Origin of the sequence: Streptomyces sp. BK208, from assembly GCF_004364245.1 — a bacterium.
In the GTDB taxonomy this organism is placed as follows: domain Bacteria; phylum Actinomycetota; class Actinomycetes; order Streptomycetales; family Streptomycetaceae; genus Streptomyces.
In genome coordinates this window covers 208,802-227,510 of sequence record NZ_SOAV01000006.1, presented here as the reverse complement: position 1 = coordinate 227,510, position 18,709 = coordinate 208,802, and the positions used below count along the sequence as shown (strand labels likewise).

The window sequence follows — 18,709 nt, the reverse complement described above, 5'->3', positions numbered from 1 at the left end:
CTCGGCATCAGGCTTCAAGTAGTTATCGATCACTAACTTCCGCGGGCGCACGAACGCGAGGCGAGCACCCGCCCCGATTCCCCTACTCCCGCGGTCCGCCCGTCGGCCGCCCGGACGGGTAGATCCCCTCCCACACCCGGTGCTCGGCCGGAAAGCCCATGGCCGACAGGCAGTTGATGAGCATGCCGTACGCCAGGAACCCCGTCGTCTCCTCGACGTCGGCCCCCAGCGGCAGGTGGACGGCGTCGAACAGCCGCATCCAGCCGGCGCGCACCGCCGCCCCGAACTCGTGGTCGCCCTCCTGCTCGGCGGCCGCCACGGCGAGATACATCTGCATCTGCAGCATCAGCCGCTCGGGGTGTTCGTCGATGGCCACCTGGTACGCCGCGGCCATCGCGTGCAGCGCGTCCTCGCCGTGCAGGCCCTCGGACGCCTGCTCCAGCATGGAGACGGTCTCGTCCACACAGCGGGCCGCCGTCGCGAGGAAGATCGCCTTCTTGCTCGGGAAGAGCCGGAAGAGGTACGGCTGGGAGACACCGACGCGCTTGGCGATCGCCTCGGTGGAGGTGCCGTAGTAGCCACCTCGCGCGAACTCGGCCATCGCCGCGCGGACGACGCTCTCACGCCTCTCCGCCGCACTCATCCTGACCATGCGACGAAGTTAGTGCTCAATCACTAACTTCGTCAAGCGGTCGGCGGCGCCCCGTTCCGCGGGCAGGGCGGAGGGGCGCCCTCGACAGAGACCGCCCCCCAGGTGAGCCCGCTCAGGCAGGTGTGCCCGCTCAGGCCAGCCGGACGACCGCCCGGGACATGCCCAGGACCTTCTGGCCGCCGCTGGTGGCCGTGAGGTCGACGCGGACGGTGTTGTCGTCGAGCTTGGCCGCCACCTTGCCGCTGACCTCGATCACGGCGCCCCGGTCGTCGTCCGGGACGACGACGGGCCTGGTGAAGCGCACGCCGTACTCCACGACCGATCCCGGATCGCCGGTCCAGTCGGTCACCACGCGGATCGCCTCGGCCATGGTGAACATGCCGTGCGCGATGACGTCCGGCAGACCCACCTCCTTGGCGAACCTCTCGTTCCAGTGGATCGGGTTGAAGTCGCCGGAGGCGCCCGCGTACCGCACGAGCGTGGCGCGGTCCACGGGGAAGCTCTGCGCGGGCAGTTCGGTACCGACCTCGACGTCGGCGTACGCGATCCGCGCCGCCACGGAATCCGACATGGTGCTCACGCCTCCCCGGCCGCGCGGGCCACGAGCTTGGTCCAGGCGGTCACGACGTGCTCGCCGGCCTCGTCGTGGACCTCGCCGCGGATGTCCAGGATGTCGTTGCCGGCCATCGACTTGATCGCCTCGATGGTGGAGGTGACCGTGAGCCGGTCACCGGCCCGCACCGGACGGACGTAGGCGAACTTCTGGTCGCCGTGCACCACCCGGCTGTAGTCGAGACCGAGCTGCGGGTCCTCGATGACCTGACCGGCCGCCTTGAACGTGATGGAGAACACGAAGGTCGGCGGAGCGATCACGTCCGGATGGCCGTGCGCCTTCGCGGCCTCCGCGTCGGTGTACGCCGGGTTGGCGTCCCCGACCGCCTCCGCGAACTCACGGATCTTCTCCCGGCCCACCTCGTAGGGCGCGGTCGGCGGGTAACTCCGCCCCACGAACGACTGGTCGAGCGCCATGGGCTCGGCACCTCCATGCTGCTGTCTGGTCTGGCTGCGGGTGAGGAAACGACGTGAGGCCGTCCCCGATGATCCGGGGACGGCCTCACGTACGAGCCTGATTTATCGCGTTTCGCGGTGCGCGGTGTGCGCGTTGCAACGCGGGCAGTGCTTCTTCATCTCCAGTCGGTCCGGGTTGTTACGCCGGTTCTTCTTGGTGATGTAGTTCCGCTCCTTGCACTCCACGCAGGCCAGCGTGATCTTCGGGCGGACGTCGGTGGCAGCCACGTGAGTGCACTCCTTGACGAACGGATTGATGGTATTAACGCAAGAAAGAGTAGCCGATTGAAGGACCGACCCCGCAATCGGCTACTGAGAGTAGCGGTGACCGGACTTGAACCGGTGACACAGCGATTATGAGCCGCTTGCTCTACCGACTGAGCTACACCGCTGTGATGCGATCGGAGCCCGCCTTGCGACGGGAACCTCTCACACCAGAGCCCCAAAACGGAATCGAACCGTTGACCTTCTCCTTACCATGGAGACGCTCTGCCGACTGAGCTATTGGGGCGAGCGATGAAGACATTACACGGTCGCCCGCCGTTCGCCCAAATCCGTTTCGCCGACCCTGCCCCGTCCCGTCCCGGCCGCTCCCGCGGGGCCCCGGCGGCACGGACCGCACCGGTACGACTATTGCGCTCCTGCGCACCACGGGCTGATCACCGTCCTAGGCTCGACTCACTCTGCGTGATCTTGCGTCCCCCACTGCGCAGTCCCGAGCCCAGAGGAGCGCGATGCCCGACAGCCAACCGCAGCCGCCCCACTCGCCCTCCCCCTCGGACCCCGCCGACCGCGGCTCGCTCCTGCTCCGCGGGGCGCGGCTCACCGACGGCCGCACCGTGGACGTACGGCTCCACGGCGGGCGCATCGAAGCGGTCGGCACGGCCGGCAGCCTGGCCCCGGTGCGCGGCCCCGGCCCCGGCGGCCACCTGGACCTGAGCGGATACCTGCTGCTGCCCGCCCCCGCCGACCCGCACGTGCACGCCGACACGGCGCTCACGGCCGACGTCCCGGGCCCCGTCTCCTACGACCCCGAGGACGTCCAGCGCCGGACCACCGAGGCGGCGCTGCTCCAGCTCGGCCACGGTGCCACCGCGTCGCGGGCGCACGTGCGGGTGGGCGACGTCGCGGGCCTCGGCGCGCTGACCGCAGTGCTGCGGGCCCGGCGCTCACTGCGCGGGCTCGCCGAGCTGACCGCGGTGGCGATGCCGAGGGTGCTGACCGGGGTGGCCGGCGCCGACGGGCTGGCGATGCTGCGGGACGCCGTCAAGATGGGCGCGGACGTGGTGGGCGGGTGCCCGGACCTGGATCCCGACCCTACGGGCTACGTGGAGGCCGTTCTCGAGGTCGCCGCCGAGCACGGCTGCCCGGTCGACCTGCACACGGACGGCGCCGACCCGGCGCGGCTGGCCCGCCTGGCGGCCATGGCGGGCGGACTGCGCCCCGGGGTGGCCATCGGCCCCTGTGGCGGGCTGGCCCGGCTGACCGCCGACGCGCTCTCCCGGGCCGCGGACCAGCTCGCGGCGGCCGGGGTGGCGGTGGTCTGCCTGCCGCAGGGTGCCTGCGGGGCGACGGACCGCACCGAGGACACGGCTCCGGTGCGGCCGCTGCGGGCGGCCGGGGTGCGGGTCACCGCCGGAAGCGGTGCGCTGCGGGACGTGTCCAACCCGGTCGGGCGGGGCGACCCCCTGGAGGCCGCCTACCTGCTGGCCTCGCGCCACGGGCTGCGCCCCGAGGAGGCGTACGACGCCGTCAGCGCGGCGGCACGGTCGGCGCTCGGCCTGCCCGAGGTGCGGGTGGAGGCGGGTTTCCCGGCCGAACTCCTCGCCGTGCGCGGGGACCGGCTGGCGGGCGCGCTGTCGCTGGCGTACAGCCGGATCGTGGTGCACCGGGGGCGCGTGGTGGCGCGGACCAGCGCGGTACGGGAGTACGGCGACTCCACCACCGCCTCGGACCTCGGGCTGCCCCGGCAGGGGCGCGGCTACGGGCAGGGGCCCCGGGACGGACGCGAGGGACCGGGCGGTCGCGGACACCAGGCCTGATGCCCTTGGGGCCTGAGCCCTCGGTGGAGGGCTGGGCTGGCGAGGCGGCGGGGCTGTGCGGGGGGGGGCCGAAGTCGTGCGGCGGCGAGGGGGCCGGCGAGCACGGGGTGGGCGAAGCCCCGGGGACGAGGTGGGGGCGGGGCTGCGCGGGTCGGCGAAGTCGTGGGGTAGCGAGCGGGCAGGGCTGCCCGAGGTCGGCGAAGTCGTGGGGCGTGTGCGGCCGTCGGGGCGTACGGTCGAAGGCATGCGCATTGTCATCGCTGGTGGTCATGGTCAGATCGCGCTGCGGCTGGAGCGGTTGCTCGCCGCGCGCGGTGACGAGGTGGCGGGCATCGTCCGCAAGGCCGAGCAGGCCGACGACCTGCGTGCGGCCGGTGCGGAACCGGTCGTCCTGGACCTGGAGTCGGCCTCGGTCGAGGAGGTCGCGGAGGTACTGCGGGGCGCGGACGCGGCGGTCTTCGCGGCGGGGGCCGGCCCGGGAAGCGGGGTGGACCGCAAGAACACGGTGGACAAGGCGGCGGCGGTCCTCTTCGCGGACGCGGCCGTCCGGGCGGGCGTGCGGCGCTACCTGATCGTGTCGTCCATGGGCGCCGACCCCCGGCACCAGGGGGACGAGATCTTCGATGTCTATCTGCGCGCCAAGGGCGAGGCCGACGCCTACGTCAGCTCGCAGGACGCCCTGGACTGGACGATCCTGCGCCCCGGTGCCCTGACGGACGACCCGGGCACGGGGCTCGTACGGCTGGAGGCGCGCACCGGCCGCGGGTCCGTCCCGCGCGACGACGTCGCCGCCGTCCTGGCGGAACTGGTCGACACCCCGGCCACGAACGGCCTGACCCTGGAGCTGATCAGCGGTTCGTCACCCGTCTCGGTGGCGGTGAAGTCGGTCGCCGGGAACTGAGGCGACGCGGCCACGGGCGCCTCGGGGCGAGGCCGGGCGGGAACGGGTCAGAAGAGGGGCAGCTGCCCGGGGAAGTCGGGGACGACGTAGCCGTCCAAGGACGGTTGCGCCGCCCCCAGTTGTGCCGGGCGGCGCGAGCCCGGACAGGACACCAGCTCACCGCTCGCCCGCACTCCGGACGGGTCGTGCCGCGCGTACCGCCCGGCGACGACGGCGATCTCACGGCGGCACTCGGGGCAGGTTCTGCGGCGGGAGGACGACGAGGCCATGGCACCAGTCTGCCCGCCGGCGCGGCCCCACGGCCGCCCCACGAGCCGCCCTCTCGGAGCCATCCATGACGAAGGGCCCCGTGACCTGCTGTGATAGCAGGTCACGGGGCCCTTCGATCCCGTGTGGCGGCGCCAGGATTCGAACCTGGGAAGGCTGAGCCGGCAGATTTACAGTCTGCTCCCTTTGGCCGCTCGGGCACACCGCCGGGGTTCGCTGCCGGTAGAACCGCTGTGAGGCGGTGCTCCGTGGCAACGACGTAAACAATACCTGATGCGGAGGGGTGCTTCGCCACCCGATTGATCGCCGCTCGCACCGCGACGGGTGGCTAGGCTTGTCCGGATGCGGCCGGGGACCCTGCGGGCCCGGCGGTCGCCGACGTATGCCGGTACGGACCCGATTCGCGGCCCGACACGCACCCAGATACAAGGAGCCACAGGACATGGCCGACTCCAGTTTCGACATCGTCTCGAAGGTCGAGCGGCAGGAGGTCGACAACGCCCTCAACCAGGCCGCCAAGGAGATCTCGCAGCGCTACGACTTCAAGGGCGTGGGCGCTTCGATCTCGTGGTCCGGGGAGAAGATCCTCATGGAGGCCAACTCCGAGGACCGGGTGAACGCCATCCTCGACGTCTTCCAGTCCAAGCTGATCAAGCGCGGCATCTCGCTCAAGTCCCTGGACGCGGGCGAGCCCCAGCTGTCCGGCAAGGAGTACAAGATCTTCGCGTCGATCGAGGAGGGCATCTCCCAGGAGAACGCGAAGAAGGTGGCCAAGCTCATCCGCGACGAGGGCCCCAAGGGCGTGAAGGCCCAGGTGCAGGGTGAGGAGCTGCGGGTCTCCTCGAAGAGCAGAGACGACCTGCAGACCGTGATCGCCCTGCTGAAGGGCCAGGACTTCGACTTCGCGCTGCAGTTCGTGAACTACCGGTGATGCGCTGAGCCGGTGACACGGTGGCTCGTGGCGCGGTGGCTGGTGGCGCCGGGCCTTCGCGGACGGCAGAGGGCGGGCACCCGCGGTGCCCGCCCTCTGCCGTGTCCGGTCGCACGCCGTCCGGCCGCACGCCGTCCGGCCGCGCGGGTCAGTCGCGCGAGTTGCCGAACAGCAGCCGGTAGCCGATCAGGAGCACCAGCGAACCGCCGATCGCCGCGGCCCAGGTGGTGCCGTCGTAGAAGTCCTTGCTGATCGGGTGGTCCAGCCAACGGGCCGATATCCAGCCGCCGATGAACGCACCGGCTATGCCGATGAGGGTGGTGCCGACGAGCCCTCCGGGGTCGCGGCCCGGCAGCAGGAACTTGGCGATGGCTCCGGCCAGCAGTCCGAGGATGATCCAGCTGATGACGGTCATGCCGTGACCCTGCCCTTTCCGGCTGAGCCCGCACTGTGCCAGTGCCGTGGGCTCGTTCCTGCGCGGTGTTCCTGTCTTCCTGCCGGTGAGGACGTCGTGACGGCGGCCTGTGGTTGCACCGGGCAGGCCGGTGCGACGCGGGACACCTGCGGGTTCTGCGGGTGCTCGGCGGCGTGGCGCCTCGGCCGTACGCCTACCAGCCGGTCCGCTGCTGCGGTCCCGACGCCGTGAAGGGCTGGTCGGTGCGCACGATCTCGCGTCCCAGCGGGAGCAGCGAGACGGGGATCAGCTTGAAGTTGGCCACGCCGAGCGGGATGCCGATGATCGTGACGCACAACGCGATGCCGGTGACGATGTGGCCGAGGGCCAGCCACCAGCCGGCGAGGAGGAGCCACAGCACGTTCCCGACGCAGGAGGGGGCTCCCGCGTCGCGGCGCTCGACCGCCGTGTACCCGAAGGGCCACAGGGCGTAGACGCCGATGCGGAAGGCGGCGATGCCGAAGGGGATCCCGATGATCGTGATGCAGAGCAGCGCGCCGGCGAGCAGGTAGCCGAGGAACAGCCAGAAGCCGCTGAGCACGAGCCAAATGACGTTGAGGATGGTCTTCACTGCTGTCGACCTGCCATCTTTTCGAGCCGGGCGATTCGCTCCGCCATCGGCGGGTGGGTGGAGAACATCTTGGACAGCCCCTGCCCCGGCCGGAAGGGATTGGCGATCATCATGTGGCTGGCGGTCTCGATCCGGGGCTCCGGGGGGAGCGGGAGCTGCTTGGTGCCGGTCTCCAGCTTGCGCAGGGCGCCGGCCAGGGCGAGCGGGTCGCCGGTCAGCTGGGCGCCGGAGGCGTCGGCCTCGTACTCCCGGGACCGGCTGATCGCCAGTTGGATCACGGTGGCGGCGAGCGGTCCGAGCAGCATGATGAGGAGCATGCCCAGCAGGCCGGGCCCGTCGTCGTCGTTGGACCGTCCCACGGGGATCAGCCAGGCGAAGTTGACCAGGAACATGATCACCGAGGCGAGGGCGCCGGCGACGGAGGAGATCAGGATGTCGCGGTTGTAGACGTGGCTGAGTTCGTGCCCGATGACGCCGCGCAGCTCGCGCTCGTCGAGCAGGCGCAGGATGCCCTCGGTGCAGCACACGGCCGCGTTGCGCGGGTTGCGGCCGGTCGCGAAGGCGTTCGGTGCCTCCGTCGGGGAGATGTACAGGCGGGGCATCGGCTGGCGGGCCTGGGTGGAGAGCTCGCGGACCATGCGGTAGAGCGCCGGGGCCTCGAACTCGCTGACCGGCCGGGCGCGCATCGCGCGCAGGGCGAGCCTGTCGCTGTTCCAGTACGCGTACGCGTTGGTGCCCAGGGCGACGAGGACGGCGACGACGAGCCCCGCTCGGCCGAAGAAGCTGCCGATGACGATGATGAGCGCGGACAGTCCCCCGAGGAGTACTGCGGTCCTGAGCCCGTTGTGCCGGCGGTGCACGGTACGCCCTCCAAGTCGTGCAGCAGGGGAACCCTTTTGCTTGCTGGTCTCGCTCGCTGTGTCGCTTCCCTGTCTCCGGTGCCACGGGTGCCGTGGGTGAACACGTCCAGTGGACCCTTCCCTACTGGTCAACGCCAGGCGAGGGCCGCCAGTTCCCCGGCGCCGGGCGGGGCAGGTGTGACCCGTACGGGTGACGGCCGCGCGCCCGTCCTTCACGCGCGCGTGGAGGACGGGCGTGGAGGACGGGCGCCGCACGCGCGCGTGGGCGGGTCCGGGGCGGGCCGGTGCCTGCCGGTCGGCGTCGGTGTGTGCCGGGGTGCGTTCAGAAGAGGCCGGTGTCGGCGAAGCGCAGGATCAGCTGGGGCGCCCCGGAGAGGGCGACGGCGAGGACCGCGGTCACGGTGAGGGCGGCGGTGAGGGGGGCAGGGGCGCGGTGGCGGGCGGTGGCGTCCTCGGGTGTCCGGAACAGCAGTGCGGTCCAGTGGAGGTAGTAGAAGAGCGCGATCACGACGTTGACGGCCATGACGACGGCCAGCCAGCCGAGTCCGGCGTCGACCGCCGCGGAGAACACCGTCACCTTGGCGAAGAGGCCGATGACGCCGGGCGGCAGTCCGGCGAGGCAGAGCAGGAAGAAGGCCAGGAGCAGGGCGGTGAGGGGGTTGGACGCGTACAGGCCGCGGTAGTCCGCCACGCGGTTCAGGGACCTCGTGCGGCCCACGAGCGCGGCCACCGCGAAGGCACCGAGGTTCACCGCGGCGTACATCAGCGCGTAGGCCACGGTGGAGCCGATCGAGTGCTCGGGGTCGTCGGAGTAGGCGGCGGCCGCGATCGGCACCAGGAGGTAGCCGGCCTGCCCGACGGACGACCACGCGAGCAGACGTACCGCGCTGTACGCGCGCGTGGCCTGCTGGCGCAGGGCGCCCACGTTGCCGACGGTCATGGTGAGCGCGGCCAGCGCCGCCAGGGCGGGGCCCCACACGTCGGCGTAGGACGGCAGGGCGACGACCGTGACGAGGATCAGACCGCAGAAGCCGACCGCCTTGCCGACCACGGACAGGTAGGCCGCGATCGGCAGGGGCGCGCCCACGTAGGTGTCGGGCACCCAGAAGTGGAAGGGCACCGCGGCCGTCTTGAAGGCGAAGCCGACCAGGGTGAGGACGGCGCCGGTCTGGGCGAGGGTGGCGAACTGCCCGTCGACGTGCTGGACGCGCTCGGCCACCTGGGTGAGGTGGAGGGTGCCGGTGGTGGCGTACAGAAAGCTGATGCCCATGAGGCTGACCGCGGTCGCGGTGACCGAGGACAGGAAGAACTTCAGGGCCGCCTCGGAGGACTTGCGATCGCCCTGCCGAAGGCCGACGAGGGCGAAGGCGGGCAGGGAGGCGACCTCCAGGGCGACGACGAGGGTCGCGAGGTCGCGGGAGGCGGGCAGGAGGGCGGCGCCGGCCGCGGAGGAGAGCAGCAGGAACCAGAACTCGCCCTCGGGCAGTCCCCGCTCGGCGTCCTTGACGGCGGTGAGGGACAGGAGGGCGGTCAGCAGGGCGCCGCCGAGCACCAGGAACTGGACGGCGAGGGTGAAGGTGTCCGCGGTGTAGCTGCAGACGCCGGGCCGGCCGGTCAGGCAGAACGTCGAGCGGTCGTCGCCGATCAGGGGCAGCAGCATGAGGGCCGAGGCGGCGAGTCCGGCGACCGCGATCCAGCCGAGCAGGGGCTTGCGGGCGTCCTTGACGAACAGGTCCGTGACGAGGACGACGAGCCCGACGACCGCCGTGAGGGTGGGCGGCGCGACGGCGAGCCAGTCGACGGACTGGACGAGGTTCTGCGCCAGTGGCTGCTGCGCGAGGGCCGCCTCGGCGAGGTGCTGGGCCGGGGAGCTCATCGGTGGCCTCCTGAGAGGAGCTGCTGCACGGCCGGGTCGGTCAGCCCGAGGAGGGTCCTGGGCCACAGTCCGGCGACGACGGTGAGGGCGACGAGCGGGGTCCAGGCGGCGAACTCGTACGTCCGCACGTCGGCGAGGCGCGGGGCGTCCTGCGGTACGGGGCCCATGCAGACCCTGCGGACCACGATCAGCATGTACGCGGCGGTCAGCAGGGTGCCGAAGGCGGCGATCGCCATGAAGGTGAGGAAGGCCGGGCGGCTGAGGTCGTCGTGGGGGTCGAAGGCGCCGAACAGGGCGAGCATCTCGCCCCAGAACCCGGCCAGGCCCGGCAGGCCCAGCGAGGCGACCGCGGCGAAGGCGACCAGCGCGCCCAGGTGCGGCGCCTTGCCGTACAGGGCGTGCCCGGACTCCTCGGCGAGGGTGTCGAGGTCGGTGGTGCCGGTGCGGTCCTTGAGCGCGCCGACCAGGAAGAAGAGCAGGCCGGTGATCAGGCCGTGGGCGATGTTGGCGAAGAGGGCGCCGTTCACGCCGGTCGGGGTCATGGTCGCGACGCCGAGCAGGACGAAGCCCATGTGGCCGACGGAGGAGTAGGCGATGAGGCGTTTGAGGTCGCCCTTCGCGCCTCTTCTGGCGAGGGCCAGGCAGGCCAGGGAGCCGTAGACGATGCCGACGACGGCGAAGGCGGCGAGGTAGGGCGCGAAGGTGCGGAAGCCGTCCGGCGCGACCGGGAGGAGGATGCGGACGAACCCGTACGTGCCCATCTTCAGCAGGACGCCGGCCAGCAGCACCGAGCCGACGGTCGGCGCGGCGGTGTGGGCGTCGGGCAGCCAGCTGTGCAGCGGCCACATCGGAGTCTTCACCGCGAGCCCGATCCCGATCGCCAGAACGGCGATGACCTGCACGGACGCGGTCAGTGACCGGCCGTTGTCAGTGGCGAGTGCCACCATGTCGAACGTGCCCGCCGTGATTCCGATCAGGAGCAGGCCGAGCAGCATGACGACGGAGCCGAGGAGGGTGAAGAGGATGAATTTCCAGGCGGCCGCGGCCCGTCCCTCGCCGCCCCAGCGGGCGATGAGGAAGTACATCGGGATGAGGACCGTCTCGAAGGCGAGGAAGAACAGGACCAGATCGAGGACGGCGAAGGTCGCGAGGGTGCCGGCCTCCAGGACGAGCAGCAGCGCGACGAACGCCTTCGGGCTCGGGCGCGGCTTCCGCGGCGTCAGCCGCTCGTGTCGCTGCTCGAAGTAGGAGTAGAGCGCGCAGAGGAAGGTCAGCAGCGCGGTCAGGACCAGCAGGGGGAGGGAGATGCCGTCGATGCCGAGGTGGATGCGCACGCCGAGCGCGGGGATCCAGCTGATGTCCGTGCTGGCCTGCATCTTCGACGGATGGTCGTGGTCGAAGCCGAGCACGAGGACGATCGCCGCGACGAGGACGGCGCCGGTGACGGTGACGCCGTGCCGGAGCACGGCCTGCTCGGGTGACTTCCCCTTCAGCCCGGGCGGGGCCGGCAGCAGCGCGGCGGCGGCGCCGAGGAGCGGGCCGACGACGAGGAACGCGAGAAGGACCTGCATCACGGACTCGTTGATATCGATCACGCCTGCTCACGCTCCCGTGGCGACGAGGACGGCGGCGACCGCGAGGACGACGGTGCCGGCGAGCAGCGCGCTCACATAGGTCTGCACATTGCCGGTCTGGGCACGTCGTACGGCGGCCCCGAGCAAGCGGGGCAGCCCGCCCGCCGCGCGTACGTAGGTGTCGACGACCTCGCGGTCGAGGAACCGGACGAGGCTCGCCGCGGCCCGGACCGGTCGGACGAAGAGGGTCGTGTACACCGCGTCCAGGTGGAAGCCGGCCGCCGCGTGCCGGTGCACCGGGCCCAGCAGCAGTCGTCCCGGATCGGACGGGTCGGGCGCGGAGGCGAGGTCGCCGTAGGCGGGCCGGTGGCTGGCGATGGCCTCGGCCTCCACCAGGGCGGCGTCGCCCTCGGGGTGGGCCGCGACGGCGCCCAGCGGGGCGCGGTCGGCGAGCGCCGTGGTGTGCCGCCAGGCGGCGTAGGTGAGGATGCCGCCCACCAGGGCCACGCCCGTGCCGAGGACGGAGGTGGTGAGGGTCGGGGTGAGGTCGCGGCCGTCGAACCAGTCGGGCAGCAGACGGAAGGTGAGGCCGCCCAGCGCGAGTGAGGGGACGGCGAGCACCCAGAGCACGGCGTTCATGACCACCGGCTGCCTGCCGTGGTCGGGGGCCTCGGCGCCCCGTCCGCGGAAGGCCAGCAGCCACAGGCGGGTGGCGTAGGCGGCGGTGAGCAGAGCCGTGACCAGGCCGGCGACGAGGACGGTCCAGCCCGCGGCGCCGGGCGCGTGCTCGGTGTGGCCGGTGGCGACGTGTTCCGCGGCACCGAGGACGGACTCCTTGGAGAAGAAGCCGCTGAAGGGCGGGATCGCGGCGAGCGCGAGCAGGGCCACGGTCATCGTCCAGTAGGCGTCCGGGACGCGGTCGCGCAGACCCCGCACGCGGGACATGGCGGCCAGCGAGTTGGTGCCGGCGGCGTGGATGACGACACCGGCGGCGAGGAACAGAAGCGCCTTGAAGGCGCCGTGGGTGAGGAGGTGGAAGACGGCGGCGCCCCGGTCGCCCGTGGCGAGGGCGCCGGTCAGGTAGCCGAGCTGCCCGATCGTCGAGTAGGCCAGGACCCGCTTGATGTCGTCCTGGGCGAGGGCGGCGAGCGCGGAGCCGACCATCGTGACGGCCGCCATGACGGCGAGGACGGCCATCGCGGCCCGCGATGCCTCGAAGAGCGGAAGGAGCCGGGCGACGAAGTACACGCCGGCGGCGACCATCGTCGCGGCGTGGATCAGCGCGGAGACGGGCGTCGGGCCCGCCATCGCGTCGGGGAGCCAGGTGTGCAGCGGGAACTGCGCCGACTTGCCCGCCACGCCCGCCAGGAGCAGCAGGGCGATGAGCGTGGGGTGGTCGAGGGAGCCGCTCGCGACCGCGTCGAGGATCTTCGTGATGCGGAAGGAGCCCGTCTCGGTGGCCAGCGCCAGCAGCCCGATCAGGAAGGGGACGTCGCCGAGCTTGGTGACCAGGAAGGCCTTGAGGGAGGCGGCGCGTGCCTCCGGGGTCTCCCAGTAGTGGCCGACCAGGAAGTACGAGCAGATGCCCATGACCTCCCAGCCGACCAGCAGCACCATCAGGTCGCCCGAGTAGACGACGAGGAACATGGCGGAGGTGAACAGGGAGACGAGAGCGGCGTACGAGGGGTAGCGCGGGTCGTCGCGCAGGTAGCCCGTCGAGTAGATCTGCACGCAGGTCGCGACGGTGCCGACCAGGACGGCGACGAGCGCGGCGAAGCCGTCGATGTGCAGGGCGAGTTCGACGGGGACCGAACCGGTCGGCGTCAGCTCCGTGGCGGCGTCGACGGCCCGGCCTCCGCCCTGGCGGGCGGCGACGAGCACGGCGAGGACGAGTGCCGCCAGCGTCGGCAGGACGGCGAGGGGCCGGACGAACCCGGGCGCCGACCGGCCCAGCAGGAGCCCGGCGGCTGCCCCGAGGAAGGGGAGGAGGGGGACGAGGACGGCGAGGGTGGTCGTGGTCACGCGCTGGCCTCAGCCTTCTCGGCGGCCGTCCCGGTCGCGGGGGTGTCGGTGTCGGTGCCGTCCGGTTCGTGGCCCTCGGCGGTGTCGCGGAGCCGGTCGATGTCCGCGGTGCCGCGGTTGCGGTGGACGGCGAGGACGATCGCCAGGCCGATGCCGATCTCGGCGGCCGCGATGGCGATCGTGAACAGGGTCAGGGCCTGGCCGGAGTGCAGGGTCTCCTCCGCGGCCCTGCTGAGCCAGACGTCGAAGGCGACCAGGTTCAGGTTGACGGCGTTGAGCATCAGCTCGACCGACATCAGGACCAGGATCGCGTTGCGGCGGGCGAGGACGCCGTAGAGACCGGTGCAGAAGAGGAGGGCGGACAGGACGGCGGGATAGGCGAGGTGCATCAGCGGTCACCGCCCTCTCCCGGCCCGGCCGGGGGCGCGGTGTCGGTCGTGGCGGGGCCGGCCGGGTGGTCGGCGTTGGCCTTGGCCTCGGCCTTGGCCCTGGTCACGGCACCGGCCTCGGCACCGGCCCTTGTCACGGCCTCGGCACCGGCCTTGGCATCGGCCTTGCGCGACAGGACGATGGCGCCGACCAGGGCGGCGAGGAGGAGGACGGAGAGGGCCTCGAAGGGGAGGACCCAGTTCTGGAACAGGCTCGCTCCGGTGACGGCGGTGGTGCCGGCGGCGGGGCCGTCCAGGTCGATCCAGGTCGTGCGGAAGGCGTCGGCGACGACCCACACCAGAGCCGCCGCGGAGGCGACGGCGACGGTGAGGGCGGCCCAGCGGTTGCCGGAGTCGGCGTCCGGGGACCGGCCGATGGGCGCCCTGGTGAGCATCAGGCCGAACAGGATGAGGACCACGACGGCACCGACGTAGATGAGCACCTGGACCCAGGCGATGAACTCGGCGGTGAGCAGCAGGTACTCGACGGCGAGGCCGCCGAGGGCCACCACCAGCCACAGTGCCGCGTGGACGAGTTGGCGGGTGGTGACGGTGACGACGGCGGCTGCGAAGGTGACCAGGCCGACGAGGAGGAAGGCGATCTCGACACCGGTCGGGGACAGGAAGCCGTGGGTCCCGGCCGCGGTGGCCGTGGAGTGTGCGTGTGCGTGTGCGGTGAGGTGGCCGGCGGCCGCGGCGAGGGTCATGTCGGCTCCTCCTGACCGGGCTGGTCCGGCTGCTGCTGCGCGGCGAGCTTGTCGGCGGCCTTGCGGGCGGCGGCGAGTTCCTTGGGCTCCTCCGCGCCGGGGTCGAGGGCGGGCGGGGCCGGCACGGTCCACATCCACTCGCGCAGCTTGTCGCGCTCGTGGGTGAGGTCGCGGATGTCGGTCTCGGCGTACTCGAACTCCGGGGACCAGAACAGGGCGTCGAACGGACAGACCTCGATGCAGATACCGCAGTACATGCACAGGGAGAAGTCGATGGCGAACCGGTCGAGGACGTTGCGGCTGCGGTCGCGTCCGCCGGGCGTGGCCGCCAGGACCGTCTCCTTGTGGGAGTCGATGTAGATGCACCAGTCGGGGCACTCGCGGGCGCACAGCATGCAGACCGTGCAGTTCTCCTCGAACAGGCCGATCACACCGCGGGTGCGGGGCGGCAGCTCCGGCTGGACGTCCGGGTACTGCTCGGTGACGGTCTTCTTCGTCATCGTGCGCAGGGTGACGGCCAGGCCCTTGGCCAGGCCGCTGCCCGGGATGGGGGGCATTACGCGATCACCACCTTGACGATGCCGGTGAGGGCGATCTGGGCGAGGGAGAGGGGGATGAGGAGGGTCCAGGACAGTTTCTGGAGCTGGTCCTCGCGCAGCCGCGGGTAGGTGACGCGCAGCCAGATCACGACGAAGGCGAGGACGGCCGCCTTGAGCAGGGTCCAGACCCAGCCGAGACCGTCGGCACCCCAGGGGCCGTGCCAGCCGCCCAGGAAGAGGACCGTGGTCAGTCCGCACAGGACGACGATCCCGGCGTACTCGGCGAGGAGGAACAGGGCGAAGCGCAGACCGGTGTACTCGGTGTAGGCGCCGAAGATGATCTCCGAGTCGGCGACCGGCATGTCGAACGGGGGCCGTTGCAGTTCGGCCAGCCCGGCGACGAAGAAGACGATCGCGCCGACGATCTGCCAGGGCAGCCACCACCACTCGAAGGCGTCGAGGATGCCGACGAGCGAGACGGTGCCGGCCGCCATCGCCACGGACGCGGCGGTGAGCAGCATCGGGAGTTCGTAGGCGAGGAGCTGGGCGGCGGTACGCAGGCCGCCGAGGAGGGAGAACTTGTTAGCGGAGGACCAGCCGGCCATGAGCGAGCCGAGGACGCCCACGCCCATGACGGCGAGGACGAAGAAGACGCCCGCGTCGACGACCTGGCCGACCGCTCCCTCCCCGGGGCCTACGGGGATGGCCAGGAGCACCAGCAGGTAGGGCAGCAGGGCCACGGCCGGGGCGAGCTGGAAGATGCGGCGGTCCGCGTCGGCCGGGACCACGTCCTCCTTCTGCGCGAACTTCACGCCGTCGGCGACGAGCTGGGCCCAGCCGTGGAAGCCACCCGCGTACATCGGGCCCAGGCGGCCCTGCATGTGGGCCATCACCTTGTGCTCGGTCTGGCCGACGATCAGGGGGAACGTGAGGAAGACGACGAAGACGACCAGGAGACGCAGGGTGACGTCGAGCGCGTCGTTCACTGCGGGCCTCCTGGAGGGTTCGGGGGACGGCGGGGGGAGCCGCCGTCTTCGCGGGCGTCGCCGTCTTCGGGGGCGTCGCCGTCTTCGGGGGCGTCGCCGTCTTCGGAGCGGTCCCGGTCGTTGTGGGAGTTCGGGTCGTCGTGGGAGTTCCGGTCAGCGGGGGTGTCGCCGTCACCGGAGGTGCCGGGCCCGCGGGAGACGTCCGCCTCCCGGGTGGCGTCCTCCTCCTGCGAGGCCTGCGTCTCCTGGGGAATGGCGGCCTCCTGGGAGGCGTCCGTTCCCCCAGGAGCCTCGGGTTCGTCGAACGCCGGGCGGGCGTGGTGCCACGGGGCGTCCGGGCTGCGCGGTGCGGCGGGCGCCGGTTTCGGGGCCCGTTCCCCGGCGGGCGGGGACACGGCGCCGGTGTCGCCGCGGTCCCCTGGGGCGCGGTCGGCGTCCTCTCCGTCCCGCTGCCCGGCCTCGGAGGCGTCCCGCTGGCTCGCCGAGCCCTGGGACGCGCTCCGGCTCCGCCGGGGTCCCGCGGTACCGGCCGACCGGTCCCGCCGCGGTGCCGGGCCGGGGTCGGTACGGGGTGCCCCACCCGCGGGCGCGGCGCCGGAACCGTCGGCGTCCTGCTGCGCTCCGGGATCGGAGTCGGCGGTGGAGCCGGGAGTGGGCCCGTCCGTCGCGGAGTCGGCGGTGGAGCCGGGGGTGGCCGCGGGGGTGGGTCCGTCCGTCGGGCCGGCCGCTCGCTGGGACGCGGAGCCCTGGCTCGCGCTGCGCGACCGCCGCGGCGCCGGGGCGGCCGTCGCCCCGATGCCGGGAGAGCCCTGGCCGACCGAGCCCTCGGCCGTCGTACGGGAGCGGCGCGGAGCGGCCGGGGTGTCGGTGCCGGGCGACTCCGTCCGCTGACCGACGGAGCCCTCGGCGGCCGTCCGGGTCCGCCTGGCCGGGCGTTCGCCCGCCGCGCGGGCCGGGCGCTCCCCCGCCGCACGTCCCGCACCTCGGGCCGGGCGGGCCGGGGCGGGCGGGAGCTGGCCCTTGAGCGGGCCCCACTCGTTGGGGTCGGGGACGCCCGGCGGCAGCATCTGGCGTCGCCGGGGCCCGCCGTGGTCGGACTCGCCGGGTTCCTTGGCGCCGGGCCAGGCCTTGGCGACGCGGGCGGCCAGGACGAAGTCCTTGCGCAGCGGGTGGCCCTCGAAGCCCTCCGGCAGGAGCAGGTGGCCGAGGCCGGGATGGTCCGCGAAGACGACGCCGAACATCTCGTGCGTCTCGCGCTCGTGCCAGGCCGCGCCGGCGTACACCCCGACGGCGGTGGGCAGGACCGGAGCCTCGTGCGGGACGGTCGTACGCAGCAGCAGCCGGCGTACCGGTCCCAGCGCGGCGACGTGTGCCGCGACGCGGAAGCCGGTGCCCGGTTCGTCGACCGCGCTCAGCCAGTCGAAGTAGGTGCAGCCCAGCCGGTCCCGCGCCGTCTCCAGGGCGGTGATCCAGGACCCGGGCGGCACGTCGACGGTCAGGAGGTCGTAGGACTCCTCCGCCGTGGCGTCCGTGCCGAAGAGTTCCTCGGCGCCGGCGGGCAGCCAGCCGACCGCGCTCATCGTCCCTCCCCCGCGTCGCCCGTGCCGGAGGGCGGGGCCGGCGGTCGCACCAGGTCGCTTCGCAGCGCGGCCGTCGAGGGCCGCGGCGACGTGCCGTACCGCTCCCCCAGGGACTCCCGCGCGATCTTCTCCTGGAGCTTGAGGATGCCCTGGAGCAGCGCCTCGGGGCGCGGCGGGCAGCCGGGCACGTAGACGTCGACGGGGATGATCTGGTCGACGCCCTTCGTCACGGAGTAGGAGTCCCAGTAGGGGCCGCCGCAGTTCGAGCAGGCGCCGAAGGAGATGACGTACTTCGGCTCGGGCATCTGCTCGTACAGGCGCTTGACGGCCGGCGCCATCTTGTCGGTCACCGTGCCGGAGACGACCATCAGGTCGGCCTGGCGGGGGCCGGGTGCGAACGGGATGACGCCGAGCCGGATGAAGTCGTGGCGGGCCATCGACGCGGCGATGAACTCGATCGCGCAGCAGGCGAGGCCGAAGTTGAAGACCCAGAGCGAGTAGCGGCGGCCCCAGTTCAGGACGACCTTCATCGGCTCCGGGGCGAGGCGTGCGAGCGTGCCAAGCCGCTTGGGCTCGGGCAGCGGCACCGGTGCGGAAGCGGAAGCGGGTGCGGACTCGGAGGGGTTCACGTCCATGACAGGACGCCCTTCTTGTATGCGTACAACAGGCCCACGGCGAGGAACCCGAGGAAGACGAACATCTCCACGAGGGTCGTGGCGCCGTAACCAGGGTCGGCGAAGACCGTCGCCCAGGGGAAGAGGAAGATCGAGTCGACCGCGAAGACGACGTAGAGGAACGCGTAGACGTAGTAGCGGACCTGGGTGTGGGCCCAGCCCTCTCCGACGGGGTCGACGCCGCACTCGTAGGTGAGCAGCTTCTCGGGGGTCGGGACCACCGGCCGCAGCAGGCGCCCCGCGCCGAAGGCGACGGCGACGAAGAGCACCCCCACGACGGCGAGCAGGCCGACGACCGAATAGGACCGGAAATAGTCCGCGGCGAGCCCGACGGTGGCGTCGGCGGTGGTCACGGCGCCGGCGGTCGCGCCGCCGGCGGTCGGGTCCGGCACGTGCGCCCCTCGCTCCCTGTCGTGAACGTCGTGACCGTCATGAACGCTGCCGTCCGACGATCTGTACGCACGGGAGTCTAGAGCCTGATAAAGAGACGGTAAGCAGCCCGTCGTACGGGAGGACGCGGGGTGGGGTTTTCCTCAGTGCGTTGCGGCGGTCCCCCTCATGGCGCGGCACCGCGCCG

The 18,709-nt window shown here is 72.3% G+C and carries 21 protein-coding genes and 3 tRNA genes; 3 read left to right on the top strand and 21 right to left on the bottom strand.

Annotation, left to right across the window (positions count from 1 at the left end):
* Positions 1-82: 82 nt before the first annotated feature.
* The 6 genes from EV562_RS16980 to EV562_RS16955 all read right to left on the bottom strand — a co-directional run bounded on the left by EV562_RS16980 (position 83) and on the right by EV562_RS16955 (position 2,231).
* Positions 83-652 (bottom strand): TetR/AcrR family transcriptional regulator, encoded by a 570-nt coding sequence (locus EV562_RS16980; RefSeq protein ID WP_208298366.1) that lies wholly within the window; start codon positions 650-652, stop codon positions 83-85.
* A 130-nt stretch (positions 653-782) separates the two neighbouring features.
* Positions 783-1,211, bottom strand: a complete 429-nt coding sequence (locus EV562_RS16975) for a MaoC family dehydratase (protein WP_133887866.1) — start codon at positions 1,209-1,211, stop codon at positions 783-785.
* Between the two features lie 17 nt (positions 1,212-1,228).
* A complete protein-coding gene (locus EV562_RS16970) occupies positions 1,229-1,681 on the bottom strand; it encodes a MaoC family dehydratase N-terminal domain-containing protein (protein ID WP_133887654.1) in 453 nt (150 codons plus the stop codon).
* A 102-nt stretch (positions 1,682-1,783) separates the two neighbouring features.
* Complete coding sequence (gene rpmG / locus EV562_RS16965; RefSeq protein WP_003948671.1) at positions 1,784-1,948, bottom strand: 50S ribosomal protein L33; 165 nt, start codon at positions 1,946-1,948, stop codon at positions 1,784-1,786.
* A gap of 91 nt (positions 1,949-2,039) precedes the next feature.
* Positions 2,040-2,112, bottom strand: a tRNA-Met gene (locus EV562_RS16960).
* A 46-nt stretch (positions 2,113-2,158) separates the two neighbouring features.
* Positions 2,159-2,231, bottom strand: a tRNA-Thr gene (locus EV562_RS16955).
* A gap of 223 nt (positions 2,232-2,454) precedes the next feature.
* Here EV562_RS16955 and EV562_RS16950 point away from each other — a divergent pair.
* On the top strand, positions 2,455-3,762 hold the full coding sequence (locus EV562_RS16950; protein WP_133887653.1) for an amidohydrolase family protein: 1,308 nt from the start codon (positions 2,455-2,457) through the stop codon (positions 3,760-3,762).
* A 244-nt stretch (positions 3,763-4,006) separates the two neighbouring features.
* Positions 4,007-4,663 carry an NAD(P)H-binding protein gene (locus EV562_RS16945; protein WP_133887652.1) on the top strand — a complete coding sequence of 219 codons (657 nt, stop codon included), beginning with the start codon at positions 4,007-4,009 and terminating at the stop codon, positions 4,661-4,663.
* Positions 4,664-4,710: 47 nt separating this feature from the next.
* On the opposite strand, the gene EV562_RS16940 is transcribed toward EV562_RS16945, so the two are convergent.
* Both EV562_RS16940 and EV562_RS16935 read right to left on the bottom strand, forming a co-directional pair.
* Entirely contained in the window at positions 4,711-4,932 is a 222-nt protein-coding gene (locus EV562_RS16940) for a hypothetical protein (protein WP_133887651.1), read from the bottom strand.
* Between the two features lie 124 nt (positions 4,933-5,056).
* A tRNA-Tyr gene (locus tag EV562_RS16935) sits at positions 5,057-5,138 on the bottom strand.
* A 234-nt stretch (positions 5,139-5,372) separates the two neighbouring features.
* Between EV562_RS16935 and EV562_RS16930 the strand changes: the two genes are divergently transcribed.
* Positions 5,373-5,861: a YajQ family cyclic di-GMP-binding protein gene (locus EV562_RS16930; RefSeq protein WP_133887650.1), complete on the top strand. Its 489-nt coding sequence runs from the start codon at positions 5,373-5,375 to the stop codon at positions 5,859-5,861.
* A 148-nt stretch (positions 5,862-6,009) separates the two neighbouring features.
* Here the strand turns inward: EV562_RS16930 and EV562_RS16925 are convergent, their stop codons facing one another.
* The 13 genes from EV562_RS16925 to EV562_RS16865 all read right to left on the bottom strand — a co-directional run bounded on the left by EV562_RS16925 (position 6,010) and on the right by EV562_RS16865 (position 18,485).
* Positions 6,010-6,276, bottom strand: coding sequence for a GlsB/YeaQ/YmgE family stress response membrane protein (locus EV562_RS16925; protein ID WP_133887649.1), 267 nt, complete (start codon positions 6,274-6,276; stop codon positions 6,010-6,012).
* Between the two features lie 193 nt (positions 6,277-6,469).
* Positions 6,470-6,886, bottom strand: a complete 417-nt coding sequence (locus EV562_RS16920) for a YccF domain-containing protein (protein WP_133887648.1) — start codon at positions 6,884-6,886, stop codon at positions 6,470-6,472.
* A complete protein-coding gene (gene htpX, locus EV562_RS16915; RefSeq protein WP_133887647.1) occupies positions 6,883-7,746 on the bottom strand; it encodes a zinc metalloprotease HtpX in 864 nt (287 codons plus the stop codon). The genes EV562_RS16920 and htpX overlap by 4 nt, the downstream gene beginning before the upstream one ends.
* Before the next feature lie 322 nt (positions 7,747-8,068).
* Entirely contained in the window at positions 8,069-9,622 is a 1,554-nt protein-coding gene (locus EV562_RS16910; protein ID WP_133887646.1) for an NADH-quinone oxidoreductase subunit N, read from the bottom strand.
* Positions 9,619-11,217, bottom strand: coding sequence for an NADH-quinone oxidoreductase subunit M (locus EV562_RS16905; RefSeq protein ID WP_133887645.1), 1,599 nt, complete (start codon positions 11,215-11,217; stop codon positions 9,619-9,621). The genes EV562_RS16910 and EV562_RS16905 overlap by 4 nt, the downstream gene beginning before the upstream one ends.
* Before the next feature lie 6 nt (positions 11,218-11,223).
* Entirely contained in the window at positions 11,224-13,218 is a 1,995-nt protein-coding gene (locus EV562_RS16900; protein ID WP_133887644.1) for an NADH-quinone oxidoreductase subunit L, read from the bottom strand.
* Positions 13,215-13,607, bottom strand: coding sequence for an NADH-quinone oxidoreductase subunit NuoK (nuoK, locus tag EV562_RS16895; RefSeq protein ID WP_133887643.1), 393 nt, complete (start codon positions 13,605-13,607; stop codon positions 13,215-13,217). The genes EV562_RS16900 and nuoK overlap by 4 nt, the downstream gene beginning before the upstream one ends.
* Positions 13,607-14,353: an NADH-quinone oxidoreductase subunit J gene (locus tag EV562_RS16890; RefSeq protein WP_243860075.1), complete on the bottom strand. Its 747-nt coding sequence runs from the start codon at positions 14,351-14,353 to the stop codon at positions 13,607-13,609. The genes nuoK and EV562_RS16890 overlap by 1 nt, the downstream gene beginning before the upstream one ends.
* Positions 14,350-14,910: an NADH-quinone oxidoreductase subunit I gene (locus EV562_RS16885; RefSeq protein ID WP_133887642.1), complete on the bottom strand. Its 561-nt coding sequence runs from the start codon at positions 14,908-14,910 to the stop codon at positions 14,350-14,352. The genes EV562_RS16890 and EV562_RS16885 overlap by 4 nt, the downstream gene beginning before the upstream one ends.
* Positions 14,910-15,878: a complex I subunit 1 family protein gene (locus EV562_RS16880; protein ID WP_133887641.1), complete on the bottom strand. Its 969-nt coding sequence runs from the start codon at positions 15,876-15,878 to the stop codon at positions 14,910-14,912. The genes EV562_RS16885 and EV562_RS16880 overlap by 1 nt, the downstream gene beginning before the upstream one ends.
* On the bottom strand, positions 15,875-17,458 hold the full coding sequence (locus EV562_RS16875) for an NADH-quinone oxidoreductase subunit C (RefSeq protein WP_133887640.1): 1,584 nt from the start codon (positions 17,456-17,458) through the stop codon (positions 15,875-15,877). The genes EV562_RS16880 and EV562_RS16875 overlap by 4 nt, the downstream gene beginning before the upstream one ends.
* Complete coding sequence (locus EV562_RS16870) at positions 17,455-18,093, bottom strand: NADH-quinone oxidoreductase subunit B (protein WP_133887639.1); 639 nt, start codon at positions 18,091-18,093, stop codon at positions 17,455-17,457. Before EV562_RS16870 ends, EV562_RS16875 begins: the two co-directional genes overlap by 4 nt.
* Positions 18,084-18,485: an NADH-quinone oxidoreductase subunit A gene (locus EV562_RS16865; RefSeq protein ID WP_037799397.1), complete on the bottom strand. Its 402-nt coding sequence runs from the start codon at positions 18,483-18,485 to the stop codon at positions 18,084-18,086. The genes EV562_RS16870 and EV562_RS16865 overlap by 10 nt, the downstream gene beginning before the upstream one ends.
* Positions 18,486-18,709: the final 224 nt, after the last annotated feature.

What these genes read in the sequence shown, in the direction of transcription:
- EV562_RS16980 (WP_208298366.1), bottom strand. Translation starts at nt 652, where the DNA reads ATGGTCAGGATGAGTGCGGCGGAGAGGCGTGAGAGCGTCGTCCGCGCG.
- EV562_RS16970 (WP_133887654.1), bottom strand. Translation starts at nt 1,681, where the DNA reads ATGGCGCTCGACCAGTCGTTCGTGGGGCGGAGTTACCCGCCGACCGCG.
- EV562_RS16950 (WP_133887653.1), top strand. Translation starts at nt 2,455, where the DNA reads ATGCCCGACAGCCAACCGCAGCCGCCCCACTCGCCCTCCCCCTCGGAC.
- EV562_RS16945 (WP_133887652.1), top strand. Translation starts at nt 4,007, where the DNA reads ATGCGCATTGTCATCGCTGGTGGTCATGGTCAGATCGCGCTGCGGCTG.
- EV562_RS16940 (WP_133887651.1), bottom strand. Translation starts at nt 4,932, where the DNA reads ATGGCCTCGTCGTCCTCCCGCCGCAGAACCTGCCCCGAGTGCCGCCGT.
- EV562_RS16930 (WP_133887650.1), top strand. Translation starts at nt 5,373, where the DNA reads ATGGCCGACTCCAGTTTCGACATCGTCTCGAAGGTCGAGCGGCAGGAG.
- EV562_RS16925 (WP_133887649.1), bottom strand. Translation starts at nt 6,276, where the DNA reads ATGACCGTCATCAGCTGGATCATCCTCGGACTGCTGGCCGGAGCCATC.
- EV562_RS16910 (WP_133887646.1), bottom strand. Translation starts at nt 9,622, where the DNA reads ATGAGCTCCCCGGCCCAGCACCTCGCCGAGGCGGCCCTCGCGCAGCAG.
- nuoK (WP_133887643.1), bottom strand. Translation starts at nt 13,607, where the DNA reads ATGCACCTCGCCTATCCCGCCGTCCTGTCCGCCCTCCTCTTCTGCACC.
- EV562_RS16890 (WP_243860075.1), bottom strand. Translation starts at nt 14,353, where the DNA reads ATGACCCTCGCCGCGGCCGCCGGCCACCTCACCGCACACGCACACGCA.
- EV562_RS16885 (WP_133887642.1), bottom strand. Translation starts at nt 14,910, where the DNA reads ATGCCCCCCATCCCGGGCAGCGGCCTGGCCAAGGGCCTGGCCGTCACC.
- EV562_RS16875 (WP_133887640.1), bottom strand. Translation starts at nt 17,458, where the DNA reads ATGAGCGCGGTCGGCTGGCTGCCCGCCGGCGCCGAGGAACTCTTCGGC.
- EV562_RS16870 (WP_133887639.1), bottom strand. Translation starts at nt 18,093, where the DNA reads ATGGACGTGAACCCCTCCGAGTCCGCACCCGCTTCCGCTTCCGCACCG.